Annotated in this window: 20 protein-coding genes; 14 read left to right on the top strand and 6 right to left on the bottom strand. The window is 67.2% G+C overall.

Annotated features, from left to right (window positions below):
- The first annotated feature begins 36 nt into the window (after window positions 1–36).
- The 6 genes from AC5Y39_RS01275 to AC5Y39_RS01250 all read left to right on the top strand — a co-directional run bounded on the left by AC5Y39_RS01275 (window position 37) and on the right by AC5Y39_RS01250 (window position 7,164).
- Window positions 37–1,278: a DNA polymerase domain-containing protein gene (locus tag AC5Y39_RS01275; protein WP_500015912.1), complete on the top strand. Its 1,242-nt coding sequence runs from the start codon at window positions 37–39 to the stop codon at window positions 1,276–1,278.
- Window positions 1,279–1,391: 113 nt separating this feature from the next.
- The gene (locus AC5Y39_RS01270) at window positions 1,392–1,826 is read left to right on the top strand and encodes an Hsp20/alpha crystallin family protein (RefSeq protein WP_500015911.1); all 435 of its coding nucleotides are present in this window, start codon (window positions 1,392–1,394) and stop codon (window positions 1,824–1,826) included.
- Window positions 1,827–1,959: 133 nt separating this feature from the next.
- The gene (locus AC5Y39_RS01265; RefSeq protein WP_500015910.1) at window positions 1,960–2,631 is read left to right on the top strand and encodes a hypothetical protein; all 672 of its coding nucleotides are present in this window, start codon (window positions 1,960–1,962) and stop codon (window positions 2,629–2,631) included.
- Window positions 2,632–2,718: 87 nt separating this feature from the next.
- A complete protein-coding gene (locus AC5Y39_RS01260; protein ID WP_500016117.1) occupies window positions 2,719–4,008 on the top strand; it encodes a bifunctional glycosyltransferase family 2/GtrA family protein in 1,290 nt (429 codons plus the stop codon).
- The gene (locus tag AC5Y39_RS01255; RefSeq protein ID WP_500015909.1) at window positions 4,005–5,969 is read left to right on the top strand and encodes an ArnT family glycosyltransferase; all 1,965 of its coding nucleotides are present in this window, start codon (window positions 4,005–4,007) and stop codon (window positions 5,967–5,969) included. The genes AC5Y39_RS01260 and AC5Y39_RS01255 overlap by 4 nt, the downstream gene beginning before the upstream one ends.
- Window positions 5,970–6,099: 130 nt before the next feature.
- Complete coding sequence (locus AC5Y39_RS01250) at window positions 6,100–7,164, top strand: sodium:calcium antiporter (protein ID WP_500015908.1); 1,065 nt, start codon at window positions 6,100–6,102, stop codon at window positions 7,162–7,164.
- Between the two features lie 3 nt (window positions 7,165–7,167).
- On the opposite strand, the gene AC5Y39_RS01245 is transcribed toward AC5Y39_RS01250, so the two are convergent.
- Window positions 7,168–7,596 carry a pyridoxamine 5'-phosphate oxidase family protein gene (locus AC5Y39_RS01245; RefSeq protein WP_500015907.1) on the bottom strand — a complete coding sequence of 143 codons (429 nt, stop codon included), beginning with the start codon at window positions 7,594–7,596 and terminating at the stop codon, window positions 7,168–7,170.
- 99 nt (window positions 7,597–7,695) lie between these two features.
- On the opposite strand from AC5Y39_RS01245, the gene AC5Y39_RS01240 reads away from it, so the two are divergent.
- Complete coding sequence (locus tag AC5Y39_RS01240) at window positions 7,696–8,361, top strand: DedA family protein (RefSeq protein ID WP_500015906.1); 666 nt, start codon at window positions 7,696–7,698, stop codon at window positions 8,359–8,361.
- 46 nt (window positions 8,362–8,407) lie between these two features.
- Here the strand turns inward: AC5Y39_RS01240 and AC5Y39_RS01235 are convergent, their stop codons facing one another.
- The 4 genes from AC5Y39_RS01235 to AC5Y39_RS01220 all read right to left on the bottom strand — a co-directional run bounded on the left by AC5Y39_RS01235 (window position 8,408) and on the right by AC5Y39_RS01220 (window position 11,485).
- Window positions 8,408–9,577: a L,D-transpeptidase gene (locus AC5Y39_RS01235; RefSeq protein WP_500016116.1), complete on the bottom strand. Its 1,170-nt coding sequence runs from the start codon at window positions 9,575–9,577 to the stop codon at window positions 8,408–8,410.
- 127 nt (window positions 9,578–9,704) lie between these two features.
- The gene (locus AC5Y39_RS01230) at window positions 9,705–10,304 is read right to left on the bottom strand and encodes a phosphatase PAP2 family protein (RefSeq protein ID WP_500015905.1); all 600 of its coding nucleotides are present in this window, start codon (window positions 10,302–10,304) and stop codon (window positions 9,705–9,707) included.
- A complete protein-coding gene (locus tag AC5Y39_RS01225) occupies window positions 10,301–10,552 on the bottom strand; it encodes a hypothetical protein (RefSeq protein WP_500015904.1) in 252 nt (83 codons plus the stop codon). Before AC5Y39_RS01225 ends, AC5Y39_RS01230 begins: the two co-directional genes overlap by 4 nt.
- A 78-nt stretch (window positions 10,553–10,630) precedes the next feature.
- Complete coding sequence (locus AC5Y39_RS01220) at window positions 10,631–11,485, bottom strand: polysaccharide deacetylase family protein (RefSeq protein ID WP_500015903.1); 855 nt, start codon at window positions 11,483–11,485, stop codon at window positions 10,631–10,633.
- Window positions 11,486–11,623: 138 nt separating this feature from the next.
- Between AC5Y39_RS01220 and AC5Y39_RS01215 the strand changes: the two genes are divergently transcribed.
- The 3 genes from AC5Y39_RS01215 (at window position 11,624) to AC5Y39_RS01205 (ending at window position 13,543) form a co-directional block, all read left to right on the top strand.
- Window positions 11,624–12,277: a hypothetical protein gene (locus tag AC5Y39_RS01215; protein WP_500015902.1), complete on the top strand. Its 654-nt coding sequence runs from the start codon at window positions 11,624–11,626 to the stop codon at window positions 12,275–12,277.
- 102 nt (window positions 12,278–12,379) lie between these two features.
- Window positions 12,380–12,895, top strand: a complete 516-nt coding sequence (locus AC5Y39_RS01210; protein ID WP_500015901.1) for a DoxX family protein — start codon at window positions 12,380–12,382, stop codon at window positions 12,893–12,895.
- Window positions 12,896–13,030: 135 nt separating this feature from the next.
- On the top strand, window positions 13,031–13,543 hold the full coding sequence (locus AC5Y39_RS01205) for a restriction endonuclease (RefSeq protein WP_500015900.1): 513 nt from the start codon (window positions 13,031–13,033) through the stop codon (window positions 13,541–13,543).
- A gap of 48 nt (window positions 13,544–13,591) precedes the next feature.
- Here AC5Y39_RS01205 and AC5Y39_RS01200 read toward each other — a convergent pair whose 3' ends face one another.
- Window positions 13,592–13,846, bottom strand: coding sequence for a hypothetical protein (locus AC5Y39_RS01200; protein WP_500015899.1), 255 nt, complete (start codon window positions 13,844–13,846; stop codon window positions 13,592–13,594).
- A 348-nt stretch (window positions 13,847–14,194) separates the two neighbouring features.
- Here AC5Y39_RS01200 and AC5Y39_RS01195 point away from each other — a divergent pair, with 348 nt between their 5' ends.
- Genes AC5Y39_RS01195 through AC5Y39_RS01180 form a run of 4 tightly spaced genes read left to right on the top strand, consistent with a single transcriptional unit; the run spans window position 14,195 to window position 17,012 of the window.
- On the top strand, window positions 14,195–14,791 hold the full coding sequence (locus AC5Y39_RS01195; protein WP_500016115.1) for a LysE/ArgO family amino acid transporter: 597 nt from the start codon (window positions 14,195–14,197) through the stop codon (window positions 14,789–14,791).
- Between the two features lie 49 nt (window positions 14,792–14,840).
- Window positions 14,841–15,836 carry an ABC transporter substrate-binding protein gene (locus AC5Y39_RS01190; RefSeq protein WP_500015898.1) on the top strand — a complete coding sequence of 332 codons (996 nt, stop codon included), beginning with the start codon at window positions 14,841–14,843 and terminating at the stop codon, window positions 15,834–15,836.
- A 1-nt stretch (window position 15,837) separates the two neighbouring features.
- Window positions 15,838–16,272 (top strand): nuclear transport factor 2 family protein, encoded by a 435-nt coding sequence (locus AC5Y39_RS01185; protein ID WP_500015897.1) that lies wholly within the window; start codon window positions 15,838–15,840, stop codon window positions 16,270–16,272.
- 23 nt (window positions 16,273–16,295) lie between these two features.
- Window positions 16,296–17,012: a queuosine precursor transporter gene (locus AC5Y39_RS01180; RefSeq protein ID WP_500015896.1), complete on the top strand. Its 717-nt coding sequence runs from the start codon at window positions 16,296–16,298 to the stop codon at window positions 17,010–17,012.
- Window positions 17,013–17,020 lie beyond the last annotated feature (8 nt).

Here is a 17,020-nt window from a genome sequence, read left to right as displayed (position 1 = left end):
GGCATCTCACGGCGGCATCGAACTTACGATGGCGATATGGCCGGCCCGATGACGTTGGAGGTGGCCGGCCGCCGGGTCGCAATCACGCATCCGGACAAGGTCGTCTTCCCGCCCACCGACGACCATCCCGCTCGCACCAAGCTCGACCTGATCGACTACTACCTGTCGGTGGCCGACGGCGCGCTGCGGGGCGTCGCGGACCGGCCGATGATTCTCAAGCGGTTCGTCAAGGGGCTCACCGAGGAAGCGATCTTCCAGAAGCGCGCTCCCGAGAAGCGGCCGGAGTGGATCGACGTGGCCGAGCTCAAGTACGCCTCGGGCACGTCGGCCAAGGAAGCGGTGATCCACGACGCCGCCGGCCTGGCATGGGCGGTCAACCTCGGTTGCGTGGACTTCAATCCGCATCCGGTGCGCTCCGGTGACCTCGAGCACCCCGACGAGTTGCGCATCGACCTGGACCCGGTGCCGGGCGTGGCGTGGCAGCAGATCGTCGACGTTTCGCTGGTGGTCCGCGAGGTGCTGGCCGACCACGGCCTGACAGGCTGGCCGAAGACGTCCGGCTCACGCGGCTTTCACGTCTACGCCCGAATTGCGCCGCACTGGCCGTACCGGCAGGTGCGCCTTGCCGCCGAAGCCGTCGCCCGCGAGGTCGAGCGGCGGGCACCGGATTTGGCCACCAGCCGGTGGTGGAAAGAGGAACGCCAAGGCGTGTTCGTCGACTTCAACCAGAACGCCAAAGACCGCACGACCGCCTCGGCGTACTCGGTGCGGGCCACCCCGGACGCCAGGGTGTCGACGCCGCTGTTCTGGGACGAGGTGCCCACGGTCCGCCCTGAGGCGTTCACGGTGGACACGGTGCCCGCGCGGTTCGCCGACATCGGTGACCCGTGGGCCGAAATGGACGGCACCACAGGCTCTTTGGAAGAGCTGCTGCAGCTGGCCGAGAGGTTGGGCCCGGCTGAGAAGCCCCCGAAGGGCGCGGGCGGCTCCGGCCGCCGCCGCTCGACGATGCCGCTGATCGAGGTGGCGCGGACCAAGACCAAGGACGAGGCGTTGGCCGCACTGGACACCTGGCGGAACCGGCATCCCGAGGCGGCGGCGCGACTGCAGCCGCCCGACGTGCTCGTCGACGGCATGCGCGGACCCAGCTCGATCTGGTACCGGGTCAGGATCAACCTGCAGCATGTGCCGCCAGCGCAGCGGCCGCCGCAAGAAGAGCTGTTGGCCGACTACAACCCTTGGGAGGGCTACTCGGGGCCGCAGTGGTTGCGCGGATGACATTGGTGCCGAACCGAATTCGCCTGCCCACTCGATGCGCGGACGGAAATACGAGCGCAGTCGCAGTCGTTTTCTGTGGCAGAAAAAGTACATCCGACGAGTTCGGCAAGGAGGTGAACACCATGCTCTGGTTCGATCCGTTCTTCCGCGATATCGACCGCTTGACGCAGCAGGTATGGGGTTCGCTGGGCGCTCCGGGCCGACCGGTGGCGCTGCCCATGGACGCGTGGGGTGAGGACGGCAAGTTCGTCGTCGAACTCGACCTGCCGGGCATCGACGCCGAATCGCTCGATGTGACCGTCGACAACAACGTACTCACTGTCCGTGCCGAGCGGCCCCAGCACAACGACGGCCGGAACTGGTTGGTCGCCGAACGCCCGCATGGCGTGTTCAGCAGGCAGATCTACCTTGGCAACAACCTCGACGCAGACCACGTCGCCGCTGAGTACACCGATGGGGTGCTGCGGCTGACCATCCCGGTGGCCGCCCAAGCCAAGCCGCGCAAGATCTCCATCGAGGCCGGCGAGCAGAAGGCCATCAACGCCTGACGATGGCCCGAACACGATCACGCAGTCCGCGCCGCAGCCCCGACCGCGCCCGCACGGGACCGTCACTTGGGCTGCGGCGCCCTGCTGCGCAAACCCAGCGCATGCTCCGACGGGCGCCTGGCAGGATCGACACGTGAACCGGCGACGCGATCGGGGACGCGACAGGCTGCTGGCCATCGTGAGATCCCACCGAGCACTGACCGGCGAGGTCGTCAAGGCGGCGCGCCTGATGGCCGCCCAGGACCGGCGCGAGTTCGCTGCCCACCTCGATCGGCATCGCGCTGAATTGAACGTCGTAGCAGGCGAATTCGGGACCTGGGCGGAAAGCTTCGGCGAATGGGCCAAGGTCGACGTCGCCCCCGCGATCTTCGCGCCGGCCACCGAACCGTCCGCCCCGATGCCCGGCGCACAATTCGAGGCCGAACTGAGGCTGGCCCGCGAAGCCCTGAAGTCTCGTCGCCGCGACGTGCTGGCCACCCTGGCTGATGCCCGCGACGAGTTGCGGTCCGCGGGACTGCCGGTGCACCAGCTCACCGCGTACCGCCGGGTGATCAGGGTGTGGGCCGGGGAGGCCGTCGACCTGGTGACCGAAGTGCACCGATTGGCGGTCGCCGACCGATACCTGCACCGGCTCGAACTGCTGTCCGCCCAGACCGACACCGACGCCGAGCTGCACCACGCCGGCAGCGCATTGCTTCGGCAATGGATGCACGAACTCGAAGAGCCAGACCGCGAGGGCGAACTGGCATTTGCCGAAGTGTGCGGTTACGGGGATCTCGTACAGCTGTACCGGTCGACGTCGTGAGCCGCTGTTTTCACAGCTGACGCATAGCGATCCCCCACGCTGCACCCACCGTCGGCACTGACGATGAGAGCCATGACGGACACCGTGATGGATCTCTTTCCGATGCCCGCCGATCCGGTGGATCAGGGTCGTCGGGTCTTCGCGTCGCGGCCCGACGCCGTGCAGCTCGCTCGCGCGGCCGGCACTCCGGTGCTGGACGTGGTGGTGCCGGTGTACAACGAGCAGGCGGCACTGGCGGGCTCGATCCGCCGGCTGCACCGATACCTGCACGAGCACTTCCGCATCCCGGTGCGCATCACGATCGCCGACAATGCCAGCGTCGACGAGACGCCGCGGATCGCCGCCCAGCTGGCCGCCGAACTCGACGACGTGCGCGTGGTCCGGCTCGAGAAGAAGGGGCGTGGCCGCGCGCTGCACCATGTGTGGTCGACGTCTGACGCGCCGGTGCTGGCGTACATGGACGTCGACCTGTCCACCGACCTGACCGCGTTGGCGCCGCTTGTCGCGCCGCTGATTTCGGGTCACTCCGACGTCGCGATCGGCACCCGGCTGAGCCGCGGCTCGCGTGTGATCCGCGGCGCCAAGCGGGAGGTGATCTCCCGCTGCTACAACTTCATCCTCAAATCGACTCTGGCGGCTAGGTTTTCGGACGCCCAGTGCGGGTTCAAGGCGATTCGCGCCGACGTTGCGCGTGAGCTGTTGCCCCATGTGATCGACACCGGCTGGTTCTTCGACACCGAGCTGCTGGTGCTCGCCGAACGCGCCGGGCTGCGGATCCACGAGGTTCCTGTGGACTGGGTCGACGACCCCGACAGCCGCGTCGACATCCTCGCCACCGCCGCAGCAGACCTCAAAGGTGTCGCTCGGTTGGCGAAAGGCTTTGCCACCGGCGCGATTCCGATCGCCGAGATCGCTGCGCAGCTGGGTTCGGCACACTCAGCGCCACCGGAATCGCTACTGCGCCAGGCGGTCAGGTTCTGCGCGGTCGGCGTGGCCAGCACCATCGCGTATGTGGTGCTGTTCACCGCGCTGCACGCCGCGATGGGCGCACAGGTGGCGAACCTGATCGCGCTGCTCGTGACGGCTGTGGCCAACACGGCAGCCAACCGTCGGTTCACCTTCGGGGTCCGCGGGCGCGGCAATGCCGGTCGCCACCACGTCGAGGGGCTGATCGTGTTCGGCATCGCGCTGGCGATCACCAGCGGCGCGCTCGCCGCGTTGCAGGCTGTGGGCGACCCCTCCCGCAATGTCGAGTTGGCCGCCGTGGTCGTCGCGAACCTCGTGGCGACCGTCGTGCGGTTCGTGCTGTTGCGCGGCTGGGTGTTTCATCCGCGCCGCCGATCACCGTCCGCGCCTACCCAGGAGCGATCTGCATGACCGCGACCGCGCTGACCCCCGGCCGAACCGTCGACACACCTTCCGCGGTCGACGCCGCGCCGCCGAATCCGCGCTGGGCGACGCCCGCGCTCACGGCGCTGCTCGTCGCGACTGCCGGGTTCTGGTGCATCGGCCTGGGCCGCATGGGCTGGGCGAACGCGTTCTACGCGGCCGCGGTGCAAGCAGGCACCAAGAGCTGGAAGGCCTTCCTGTTCGGGTCGTCTGACGCCGGCAACTCGATCACCGTCGACAAGCCGCCGGCATCGCTGTGGCCCATGGAGATCAGCGGCCGCATCTTCGGGCTCAACACCTGGTCGATGTTGCTGCCGGAGGTGCTTTTGGGGGTGGCGTCGGTCGCGCTGCTGTACGCGATCGTCAAACGGAATTTCGGGCCGGCGGCCGGCCTCATCGCCGGGGCCGCGCTGGCGCTCACGCCTGTCGCGACGCTGATGTTCCGCTACAACAACCCCGACGCGCTGCTGGTGTTCTTGACGATCGCGTCGGCGTGGGCGCTGATGCGCGCGGTGTCCGACGGCCGCACCCGCTGGCTGGTGCTGTGTGGTGCTCTCGTCGGTCTGGGCTTTTTGACCAAGCAGCTGCAGGTGATGTTGGTGGTGCCCGCCTTCGCGCTCGCCTATCTGGTGGCCGGGCCGCCCCGGTTGCGGGTGCGGCTGCTGCAACTGGGCGCCGGGCTGCTCGCGATGGTCGTCAGCGCCGGGTGGTGGGTGCTGCTGGTGTCGATGACGCCGGCCTCGGATCGCCCGTACATCGGCGGCTCGACCGACAACAGCTTCCTGAACCTGACGCTGGGCTACAACGGCCTGTCCCGGCTGCTGGGCCGCGGACACGGCATGCCCGGCGCTGCACCGCCAGGCGGTCCCGACGGTCCACCGTCGGGCCATGGCGCCTTCGGTTCGTCGGCCGGACTGACCCGTCTTTTCAGCGGCGCGGCCGGCGGTCAGATTTCGTGGCTGCTGCCGGCGGCGCTGGTCTTCGTGGCTGCGGGACTCGTCTTGTGCGGGCGCGCCTCTCGTACCGACCAACGCCGCGCGCAGTACCTGATGTGGGGTGCCTGGCTGGTGGGCGCAGGCGCGGTGCTGAGCTTCATGTCCGGGATGTTCCACGACTACTACACCGTGGAGCTGGCGCCGGCGATTGCCGCGCTCGTGGGTATCGGGCTGATCGACCTGTGGGCGTATCGTGAAAACCGTTGGGCTGCCGTGGTTCTCGCCGGTACAACGGTGCTGACCGCCGTATGGTCGTGGGTCTTACTTTCCCGATCGCCCGCTTTCGTGCCCCCGTTGCGCTGGGCCGTGCTGGCAGCGGGTGCGGCCGCGTCGATTGTGTTGGCGATCAGCGTGATTCGCGGCCGCGGCCGGATATCGGGCCGAATGGCGCGGTGGGCGGCGGCGGTGGCGACGCTCGCGGCGGTGGCGGGCCCGCTCGCCTATTGCGTTCAGACGGTCAGTTCGTCGCACAGCGGTGGCGTCGTGACGGCTGGGCCGTCGGTGCAGGGATCGCGCGGCTTCGGCGGCCCCGGCCCAGCCGGGATGCGCGGACCAGAAGGCCGCCCCGGCGGAAGGGGTGAACAAGTCAGTGCTGCGGTGGTGGCGCTGCTGTCTGGCGACACCGGATACCGATGGGTGGCGGCGACCGACGGCGCAAACTCGGCAGCCGGTTATCAGCTCGCCACCCGCGAACCGGTCATGCCGATCGGCGGCTTCATGGGCCGGGACCCGTCGCCCACGCTGGCCCAATTCCAGCAGTACGTCGCCGCCCAGCAGATCGACTACTACCTCGAGGGCCGCAACCCCGGACCCGGAGAAGGCGACAGTGACGGACCGCAACGACGCGACGGCGAGACGGAAGCCGACAAGATCGGGGCGTGGGTCAAGCAGCACTTCACCGCAGTCACCGCCGACGGCGTCACCTATTACGACCTGACGGCTCCGGCGAAGTAGCGCGGCCCGCCAGTCTGGCAACTCGCTGGCAACTTGTGGCGCAGCGGTTGAGAACGCCGCGGGTCGGGCATGCCGAAGACACGGCCGGTACAGCCGCGACCAAACCGAAGCAGGACCGAGGAGCGCCAGGGTGACGTCGTTGCCGTCGCTTGCACTGCTGGCGATCTTCGTGGCGTGCGCCGCTGTCATCTGGTTCGCGGGAATCAAGCTGTCGGACATGACCGACGTGCTGTCGCAGCGATGGCACCTCGGATCGGCGATGGGCGGGGTGATTCTGCTGGCCATCGCGACCAACCTGCCCGAGATCGCGATCACCGCGAGCGCGTCGCTCGCCCACCAGCTCGACGTCGCGGTAGGAAACATCTTGGGCGGCATCGCACTTCAGACCGTAGTGCTGGTAGCCCTGGATGCCGCGGGGGTGCGGCCGCGGAAACCGCTGACGTACTTGGCGGCGTCGCTGACGTTGGTCTTGGAAGGCGCGCTGGTGGTGGCGATGCTGGTGGTCGTGGTGATGTCGACGCAGCTGCCGCGCACGCTGATGGTGTGGCGGCTGACGCCCGGCGGGGTGCTGATCCTCGTCTTATGGGTGGTGGGTCTGGTGCTGTTGCGCCGCGCCGACCAGGGCCTGCCCTGGCACCAAAGCGGCCACGCCCCGGGCAGCCAGGACCATCCGCGCGGACATTCGGTGGCCACCAAGGAAGATCAGGCCACCCGGCAGGGGGTGAGCACTCGTCGCGCGGTGTTGGTTTTCACCGCTTCCGCGGTCGCGACGCTGGTGGCCGGTGTGCTGATCGAACGCAGCGGTGAAGAGGTGTTCGGCCGCTGGGGCATGTCGGGAGTCGTGTTCGGCGCCACCGTCCTCGCCGCTGCGACGGCGCTGCCCGAACTGTCCACCGGTCTGGCCTCCACCCGTCTCGGTGACTACAAGCTGGCCGTCAGCGACATCTTCGGCGGCAACGCCTTTCTGCCGGTGCTGTTCCTGTTGGCGTCGTTGTTGTCCGGCTCGGCCGTCTTGCCGCTGGCACATCACAGCGACATCTACCTCACCGCCCTAGCCGGTCTGCTCACCGTTGTGTACATGTGCGGCTTGGTTTTTCGCCCGCAGCGGCAGTGGCTGCGCATGGGCGTGGACTCGATCACCGTGCTGGTGCTCTACGTCGTCGGGATCGCGGGGCTGGCATTCATCACGAACTGACGGTCAGCTCGGGCGCGACTTTGCGCTCGAGCCGAACCGGAACCGCCGGCCGGTGACCGCGGTCGGCAACACACGCACATAGTGCGTCTTCTCCGTTGCCGTCCAACTCTGTAGCTGTGCTTGGTCGGCCTTCTCGACGTCCGCGTCGTCGCGCACCGTACGGGCGGTGCCTCTGACGATCACGCTCCACCCTTGCGCCGGGCCGTGATCGTCGGCCTCGAAGAGCACCTGGTTGTTGATCGCGGCGCTGACCAGCTTGGTGCCCTCGGCGGTGCGGAACAGCACCGTGCGGTCTTGCACGGCGTAGTTCACCGGAAAGATCTCCGCACGCCCGTCGACAGTGGTGACCAGGCGGCCCAGCGGCACACTGGCCAGCAGCTCCCAGCATTCGCTGACGGAAAGGATGGTGACCGGGTCGTCGTTGTCGGCCATCAGCCGACCACCGCGATCGCACGAGCGACATACGTCATGGCCGTCAGTCTAGGGGTGTAATCGACTGCGAATGCGTCGCAATGCGGCATTGTAGGCACCGTGAATGTCGCCGAGCTGCTGCAGTCGATTCCGCCCCTGGCGGTGTATCTGCTCGTCGGCGGCGTCATCGGCATCGAAAGTCTCGGCGTCCCGCTGCCCGGCGAGATCACGCTGGTCAGCGCGGCGTTCCTGGCCTCGCGACACGCGCTGGACATCAACCCGGTCGCGGTCGGCGCGGCCGCCACCGTCGGGGCGATCGTCGGCGACACCATCGGTTACACGATCGGTCGCCGGTTCGGCATGCCGCTTTTCGAACGGATGGGAAATCGCTTCCCGAAACATTTCGGGCCGGGGCATGTGGCGCTGGCCAAGCATCTGTTCGCGCGCTGGGGTGTGTGGGCAGTGTTCTTCGGGCGTTTCATCGCGCTGTTACGCATCCTGGCCGGCCCGCTGGCCGGCGCGCTGCACATGCCGTACCGACGATTCCTGGCGGCCAACGCCACCGGTGCAGTGTGCTGGGCCGGCGGCACAACCGCTGTCGTCTATTTCGCGGGCCTGGCAGCCGAACACTGGCTCTCCCGGTTCTCCTGGATAGCCCTGGTCGTCGGGATCGTGTGCGGTATCGGATTCACCTGGTTTCTTCGGGAGCGGACCGCCGAACGCATCGCACAGCTCGAAACCGAACACGACTGGGAGACGCTCAAACGCCCGGGATCCACGCCGTAGCGCGAATATGGTTGTAGCGCACGATCTTTCGTGGCGCTACGAACGGTCAGTGCAGGGCGCTGCCTTTGCGCCACTGGTCCCACGGAACGGTCCAGTCGCCGTTCTGCTCGATCCTCAGCGGAGGTCCGCCGGTGTTGCGGACCTCCACCACGTCGCCGGGCCGAGAAAAGTTGTAGAACCATATTGCGTTGTCCGCGTTGAGGTTCAGACAGCCGTGCGACGTGTCGGTGCTGCCTTGGGCCCACACGGTGCTGTCCAGCTCGTGCAAGTAGATGCCGTCGATGCTGATGCGGGTGGCGTACTTGATGGTTTCGCGGTAGCCGAGCCGCGAATTGATCGGCAGGCCGAATGTCGAGGAGTCCATGATCACCGGGTTGCCTTTGTCCAGCACGGTGTAGATCCCCGGTGGGGTCCAGAACGACAGGGTGCGGCCGCCGATCTGCTGGGTGCCGCCCATGCCCATCGAGGTGGGCATGGTGCGCACCAGCTTGCCGTTTTCGTAAACGCTGACCTGCTTGGTGTTGTCGTCGGCGATGGAGATGTGCGCGTCGCCGATGGAGAACGTCACGTGGGCGTCTTCTTGACCGTAGAGGCCGTTGCCCAGCGCGGCGCCGTAAATGTTCGCAGCCACAGTCACTTTCGTGCCAGGCGCGTAGTAGTGCTCGGGGCGCCAGTGGGCATTCTGGTCGTCGACCCAATACCACGATCCGGTCACCGGGGGGGAGGTGGTGACGGTCAGCCGTCGTTCCGCGGCGGCGCGGTCGGAGATCGGTTCGTCGAAGTGCGCCACCACGACGATTCCGACCCCGTAGACACCGCCGTCTTGCAGCGCCGCACCGGAAGTGGTGTCGAGATAGACCTTGGCCTGATTGCCCGGAGTCAACGTGGTGAACGTCGACACTACGGTGCTGGGCACCCCGCCGGCGCCGCGGCCGGTGGCCGTAATCGTATATGTGCGGCCATATCCCAGTGGCACCGCAGGCTTCCACGTCGTGTTGTCCGGAGTCATGATGCCATCGATCGGCTTGCCGGCGTCGTTGACCATCCGCACGCTCACCAGCGTCCCGTTCGCGGCGCTCACCGTCACGGGTGCAAGAGGATCGACGTTGCGGGCGTCACGCCCCGGCGTGATCGTGATCAGCGCAGGGGCAGGCGACGGCGTGGCGGCGGTTCCGCCGACGGTTGCAGAACAGTCCGTCGTGCAACGCAGCAGCATCGCGCTCGCCACGGTGATCGAGATCGCCGACATCACGATGACCGCGGCGACGGCCAAGACCCGCAGGCTGTGGTTTCTGATCACGAGGCAGCTGTTCCTGGAAAGCGAAATGCGAAATACGTTTGCTTCAAGGGTATCTCGGCTGCGGTTCGGCCGTCGGCTCGCGTGGCGGGTCGACTGCCGACGGGCTGCCGCTGAGCCGCGCGGCGATGCAGAGCAGTGCAGTGCCCAACAGGGCGGCCCCGATCGCGTCGGTGACGTAGTGGTAACCGCACAGCACCACACCCGCCGCCCCGAGCAGGGTCGCGATGAGCGCCGCGGTCAACGCCCACCATCGCGCACCGGCGACCAGTAGAAGTGCGCCCATCACAACGACGAGCAGGGTGACGTGCCCGCTCGGGTAGGCGAGCGCGCCGCCCTTATGCCGGCCGAAGAGCCGTTTGAGCACCTGGACGAGGATGATCGCCACCACGGGACTCACCGTGACCACGGCCGCCAGCTGCCACCGCCGCCGGTAGAGCGCCACCGCCGCGCAGGCCGCGAGCACCACGCCGAGGAACGGCCAGTCGGTGAACACCAGCAGCGCAACGGGCCTCATCGCGAGCGCCCGACGCAGATCGTGCAGGAACCAGTCGTCCACTGCGGTGGAGCGCTTGCCCACCGCCCAACCGAGAAGCAACATCGCCGCCACGGCGACCGGCGGCCACCACAGCAGCAGCCGGGTCATTGCCGCATCGCCGCGGCGACCTCCTGCTCGTCGATTCGGCGGCCGTCAGCCACCAAGGCCATCAAGCTGCCGGCAAAGCTCACCAGCGCCACGGCACCGGCCGATATCGCGAGCGACGGACCGGCCATGGCAAGCCCGGCCAAGAACAGCGCGAAGGCGATGACGGCGACCATGTTCAGAAGAAGCCCAACGCTGCTCAGCGCCTCGGTCGCTGGCTCGTCGACATGTGTGCGGGCCGGCTCGGCCATGGTCTCCTCCTGTGTGGGGCTAGCTGCGGCCGGAAGGTACCCGCCGTCCGGGTACAGCAAACCTCGGCATGCCGCCGGTCATCTGGTTTCTTGGGGGCGCAGGAACACGTCATTGAAGGTCACGGTGCGCAGGCGACGGCTGCGGATGACGTCGAGCAGCTTCCCGTAGACAGCGGTCACCGGCAGGTGGTTGAGGTGTCCGATCACGATGTTCTGCGGACGGAAGTAGGTCTCGGCCATCTTCACGATGAAGTCCTCGGTGACCACGGTGGAATCGGCCAGCGAGCCCGACCACATGGTGGTGATCGTGTAGCCCAGGTCGGCGGCGACCGCCTCGACAGCGCGGTTGTGCCGGCCGTACGGCGGCCGCAGGTACGGCCGCGCGTCGACGCCGAACGTGTTCTTCAGGAACGCATGGTTGCGGTTGATCTCGTCGGCGATCCGTGCGGAGCTCAGCGTGGTGAGATCGGGATGCGACCACGTGTGGTTGCCCAACTGGATGTGGCCTGAGTCCACCAGTGGCCGCAGCAGCCGGGCGTTGTCGGTCCAGGATTGGTAGATGCCGTTGACGAAGTAGGTCAGCCGCACACCGGTGTCACGGGCGAATTCGGTGTAGCGGCGCACCACTTCGGTGCTGACCCCGTCGTCGACGGTCAACGCGAGCAGGTCGCCGTCGCCGGGAAGGACCGACAGCACGCTGCGTGCCGGCAGCGCGACGCGGCTCGCGGGCGCGGGGGGCGGCAGCAGCGACTCCGCTGCGGGTGGCGCCGCGCGCAGAACCTGCGTAGGCGCCACGGGCACTGCCGGCGCGCTCGCGGCGGCCAGTTGCGGGGACGAGCCGAACAGATAGCGCTGCACCTCGGCGGCGGTGGCCAATGACGGCGGTAAGAAGAGCGCAGCGGCTAAGCCGGTCAGAAAGCCCCTGCGGTTCATCGGCTCGAAACGGTAGCACCGTGGCGACACATTCGCTGACTCTGCGAATACGCCAGAAATGACTGGGAATCGGCTGGCAGACCAGCCGGCCGGAGCGGCTGGAACCTTGCGCGTCGGTGTCGGTGGCATGCTGGCGATGTGGGTGCGGTGTTCCGCCTGCTGGAGTTCTGGTGGGTGCTCTTGCCCGTCGCCGGGGCTGTCGCTGCGGTGGTGCGGGCGCTGCGCGATCGCGACGACCGCGACCGCGGCCGTTCTGCGGAAGCGCCGGACAACTCAGCGGCCGACCGGCGCCGGGCGATGTACCGGCGCGAGCTCGCGCGCGTGGTCAAGGAACACGACCGCACCGATGCCCGGTGGCTCAGCTACGAGCTGGACGCCGTCAAGCTTCTCGACTTTCCGATGATGACCGATATGCGCGACCCGCTGACGGTCGCGTTCCATAAGGCAAAGCTGCGTGCGCAACTTCTCCGGCCCGACGGCATCGACGACATCCTCGACGACCCGGAAAGCCAGCAGCGGTACAGCGACGCCGTGCGCGACTACGTGACCGCCTTCGAGGTGGCGGAGTCCGAGGCGATCAGGCGGCGGCGAAGCGACTTTGCGCCCGACGACCGGCAGCGGCTGGGGCGCGCGCAGCAGTTGCTGCGGCTCGCGGCGGATCCGGCGGCGACCCCGGAGGAGCGCCGGCGCGCCTACGACCGCGCCGCCAAGGAACTCGACGGGCTCGTTGCGTTGCCCGCTCAGACCCGCGCCGGCATCGAACGGCGAGTGCTCGGCGAACTCGACGACTAACCGGCGGCCGCTTATAATTCGCGGGTCAGCCGGTGTAACCGCGGCCGCTATCTCTTGCAGGGCCACAGTCGACGGCCTCAGATCTGACACGAGAGGCCACCGATGAACTCCTACGAGCTGCCGCTCGCCCGATTGACCGCGACCCGCGGGCCCGGCGCAGTAGCACTGATCCGCCTCTATGTCGGGGTGGTCTTCGCCAGTGAAGGTGTCCTGAAATTCTTGCGCCCAGACGCGCTGGGGCCCGGGCGTTTCGCCAGGGTGGACATCCCCGCAGCATCGTTCTTCGCCTATCTGGACGGGGGTTTCGAGATCGGGTGCGGTGTTTTTATTCTGCTCGGACTGCTCACCCGGCTGGCGGTGCTGCCCATGATCGTCGACATGGTCGGTGCGCTGCTGATCACCAAGGTGCCGCTGCTGTGGGGCGCAGCAGCGCTGTATCCGCACGAGCGCGGCCTGTGGGACTTCTTCCACGAGGGCCGACTGGAGTTCGCGATGCTGTGCGGCAGCCTTTTTCTGCTCGCCGTCGGGGCCGGTGCGTACTCCGTCGACGCCCGAATCGGCAAGACCGGCGAGAGCGTGCGCGAAGAAGACGCCGGTGCCGCGTCAGTAGCGCGATAGCGGGCGGTATCCGTAACAGGCTGCCGATCAGTGGGGCATCTGGTTCTTCGGGATCTGGATTCCGCTGTAGCCGCGGGCAAGCACACTGCGGAACGTCGCCATGGCTTGTCGGTGTCCCCGGATAAGTTGGCCGGCGTGAAGAAGGCGTTGGTGGTCGGATGCTGCGTGGTGTTCGCATTCGGCTACCGGTCGAGCGGAAGCCTTTCGGGCGCAGCCGTATTCGTCGCCCTTTTCCTTCTCGCGGCAGGACTGGTCACAATCGTGTCCAAGCGCTGGCGGGATGCCCTCTATCTGATGTCGGGTATGCGGCGCATCGATGCGATGAGCGGTCTGGAATTCGAGAAGTATGTGGCGGCCAAGTTCAGATCCGCGGGGTATCGGGTGTCAGAGACGCGAACCACGGGTGATTTCGGAGTGGACCTCATCGCGCGAAAAGGCGGCACACGCATCGCCGTTCAATGCAAACGGCACAACCGCCCGGTCGGCACCGCCGCGGTGCAGCAGGTGGTGTCCGGCGCGGCGCTGCACCGCTGCACGTCCACGATGGTGGTGTCCAACCAGGAGTTCACCCCGGCGGCGATCATGCTGGCGCGCACACACCAGTGCAAGCTGGTGGGCCGCTCGCGGCTGCAGACTCTGCCCGTCTGAGCGCCGAGTGTGCGCGTCGGCTCAACGGGTTGCCGGCACCGTGGAGAGTCAGCCTTCAGGTGCGAGTTGGTGGGTGTGGACGAACACCAAGTCACCATTGTCGAGCCGCACCGCCCAGCGTCGGGGTGGGCCCGCGAAATGGCGGCCACCGATGTCCACACCCTCCGCGGGCACGTCACCGAAGTCCTCGACCACCACGCCCGTCGCCTCTTCGTCGGTGCCGGGATACACCCGCACCCGCGTGTCCACCGCTATTTCTGCTGCGCCATCCCGCTCACCACGGGCTTCAGCTTCGTCCGCCACTGCCCGCCCTCCGTCCAGTCAGGTTTTGACGCCTCAGCAAGTAGACCACGAAGCGACCAAGACATTCGCCAGCGACGCTTCCGCTGATCCCCATAAACGAAAGCGTCACAATTCGATCGACGGACCGCCGACAGCGTCGAGCCGATATCACCATCGCCAGTGTGCGGCGCCATCCGGCGGCTCGGGCGCCACCAACTCGATAGCCGCCGGCGCCGACGCAAGATGACCGGCGCCCCTACGTCCGAAAGACCATGCGGCTCTTCATGATTCGTGACGACAAGGAACGCGCACGGCTGGCGGACGGAAATCGGCTGTACTTTGGCGCTGCGGCTTCCTAGCGTCGCGGTGGTGTTCTCCGCGCTGATACTGGGCTTTGCCACGGCTTTGACGCTCATCGTGGCGATCGGCGCGCAGAACGCGTTCGTCCTGCGCCAAGGAATCCGCGGCGAGTACGTACTGGCCGTCGTGGCCGTATGCACGCTCTCCGATGTCGTGTTGATCGCCGCCGGCGTCGCCGGCTTCGGTGTGGTGGTGTCCGCGCACCCGTCGACGGTCACGGTCGCACGATTCGGCGGCGCGGTATTTCTGATCGGCTACGGGCTCCTGGCGGCGCTGCGCGCACTGCGCCCGAGCGCCCTTACCCCGTCAGAGCAGGGCCCGCAGCGTGCGGTCGGCGTGGTGCTCACCTGCTTGGCGCTGACGTTTTTCAACCCGCATGTCTATCTCGACACTGTGGTGTTGCTGGGTGCGCTGGCCAACGAACAACGTGATGGCCGCTGGCTTTTCGCTGCGGGTGCGATGGCCGGCAGCGCGGCGTGGTTCACCACGCTCGGATTCGGTGCCCGCCGGCTGGGCAGCGTGTTCACGTCGGCCAAGGCGTGGCGGGTTCTCGACGGGCTGATCGCGGTCACGATGCTGGCACTGGCGGCAGCGCTCATCGCATAACGTCCTCATTTCCCGTGATTTCGCGTGCGCCCGGGCTACGCTCACCGGGATGCAACTGCTGAGCAGGCGGGGCCTTTTCAAGCTGGCGGGCATGGGGGCAGCTGGAGCGACCGGGCTCCTGGCACTGGCCGCGTGCTCGTCGGAAAAACGCAACAGCGGATCGCCGTCGTCGGTGACCGTCAAGCACCAGTTCGGTGAGACCACCATCGCCGCGCCGCCCAAGCGGGTGGTGAGCGCGGGCTTCACCGAACAGGACGACTTGCTGGCGGTCGGCGTCGTGCCGATCGCGGTCACGAACTGGTGGGGCGATCAACCGTTCGGGGTGTGGCCTTGGGCGCGACCGAAACTCGGCTCGGCCCAACCGGCGATCCTGTCGCTGGACAACGGGATCGAGTTCGACAAGATCGCCGCCCTGAAACCCGACCTGATCGTCGCCACCAACGCAGGTGTGGATCAAGACAGCTACACCAAGTTGTCCGGCATCGCTCCCACCATTGCGCAGTCCGGCGATCAGCCGTTTTTCGAGCCGTGGAAGACCCAAGCCACCGCGATCGGGCAGGCCGTATTTCAGGCCGACCAGATGACGTCGTTGATCAGCGACGTCGACAACAAGTTCACCGAAGCCGGCAAGGCCAACGCGGAATTCAAGGACAAGCGGGTGCTGCTGGTGCAGGGCACTCTGTACCGCGACAGCATGGTGGCGACGCTGCCGGGCTGGCGCACCGAGTTCCTGAGCCAGATGGGGTTCCTGATCCCCGAGGACATCAAGCAGTACGGGGTGGACGACCACCGCGCGATGATCCCCCGCGACAAGGCCGTCGAGGCACTGGGCAACGCCGACGTGGTGATCTGGACGACGGAAAGCGACGACGACCAGGCGCGGCTGCAAGCCGATCCGGCGTTTCAGCAATTGAGGTCCACCGCCGGCAAACGCAACGTGTTCACCGGCAAGGACTTGTCCGGCGCCATCGCGTTCTCGTCACCGCTGAGCTTGCCGTTCGTGGCTGCGCAACTGCCGCCGCTGCTGGCCAAAGTGCTCGGCTGAGATGACACCGGAAACCCAGATCGCCAACCTGCTCTACAGCTACGCCGAGCTGATGGACTCGGGCGACTTCGCCGGGGCCGCAGAGCTTTTCAGGCACGCCCGGCTGCGTGTCAACCGCGAGGAGACCGTGGACGCCGACACGATGCTGACGCTGTGGCGCGCGATGGTGACGATCCACCCGGACGGCACTCCACGCACCAAGCACCTCGTCACCAACCCGATCATCGAGGTCGACGACGACGCCGGCACTGCCACGTGCCGCAGCTACTACACGGTGCTGCAGCAGACCGACGACTTCCCGCTCCAGATCGTGGTGGCCGGCCGTTACCACGACACATTTGAGCGGGTCGAGGGCCGTTGGCGGTTCCGCTACCGCGACTATACGCTGATGGACCACGTCGGCGACATCAGCCGTCACCTCTCGCGGCCGAGTTGAGCTCGCGGTGTTTGGATGGTCCGATGACCGCCGACACCCGCACCCAGCACGAGCCCGCCACCGGCTACGCCTCGGTGGGGTCGGCCTATTATCCGGTGCTCGTCGGCGCGTTCACCGGTCTCGTTCTGATCTCCAACATCACCGCCACCAAGGGCGTCGCATTCGGGCCGATCATCGGCGACTGGTCGATCATCACCGACGGCGGTTTCATCCTGTTCCCGCTGACTTACGTGATCGGCGATGTGCTGTCCGAGGTGTACGGCTTCCGCGCCACCCGACGCGCGATCTTCGTCGGCTTCGCGATGCAAGCCCTTGCGGCGGCCGCCTTTTGGACGACGATCTTCCTGCCTGCTGCCGACTTCTACACCAATCAGGACGCGTTACGCACCGTCGTCGGCGCGTCGACGCAACTGATCGTCGCCGGCCTGGCCGGATTCGTCTGCGGGCAGACGCTCAACTCGTGGGTGGTGGTCCGGATCAAAGCCCGCACCAAGGACAAGGAGAAGCATCTGTGGGCGCGGCTGGTGGGCTCCACCATCGTCGGCGAGTTGGCCGACACGGTGGTGTTCTGCAGCATCGCAGCCGGAGCCATCGGGATCAGCACGGCTCGCGACTTCATCACCTATGTTCTGCTCGGCTGGATCTACAAGACCGGCGTCGAGGTGGTGGTGCTGCCGGTCACCTACCGGGTGATCGCCTACATCAAGCGCCACGAACCCACCTACCGCCCAGCCGGGTGAGCAGCTTT

The organism is Mycobacterium sp. NGS39 (assembly GCF_059812765.1).
This window is presented reverse-complemented; position numbering and strand designations above follow the sequence as displayed.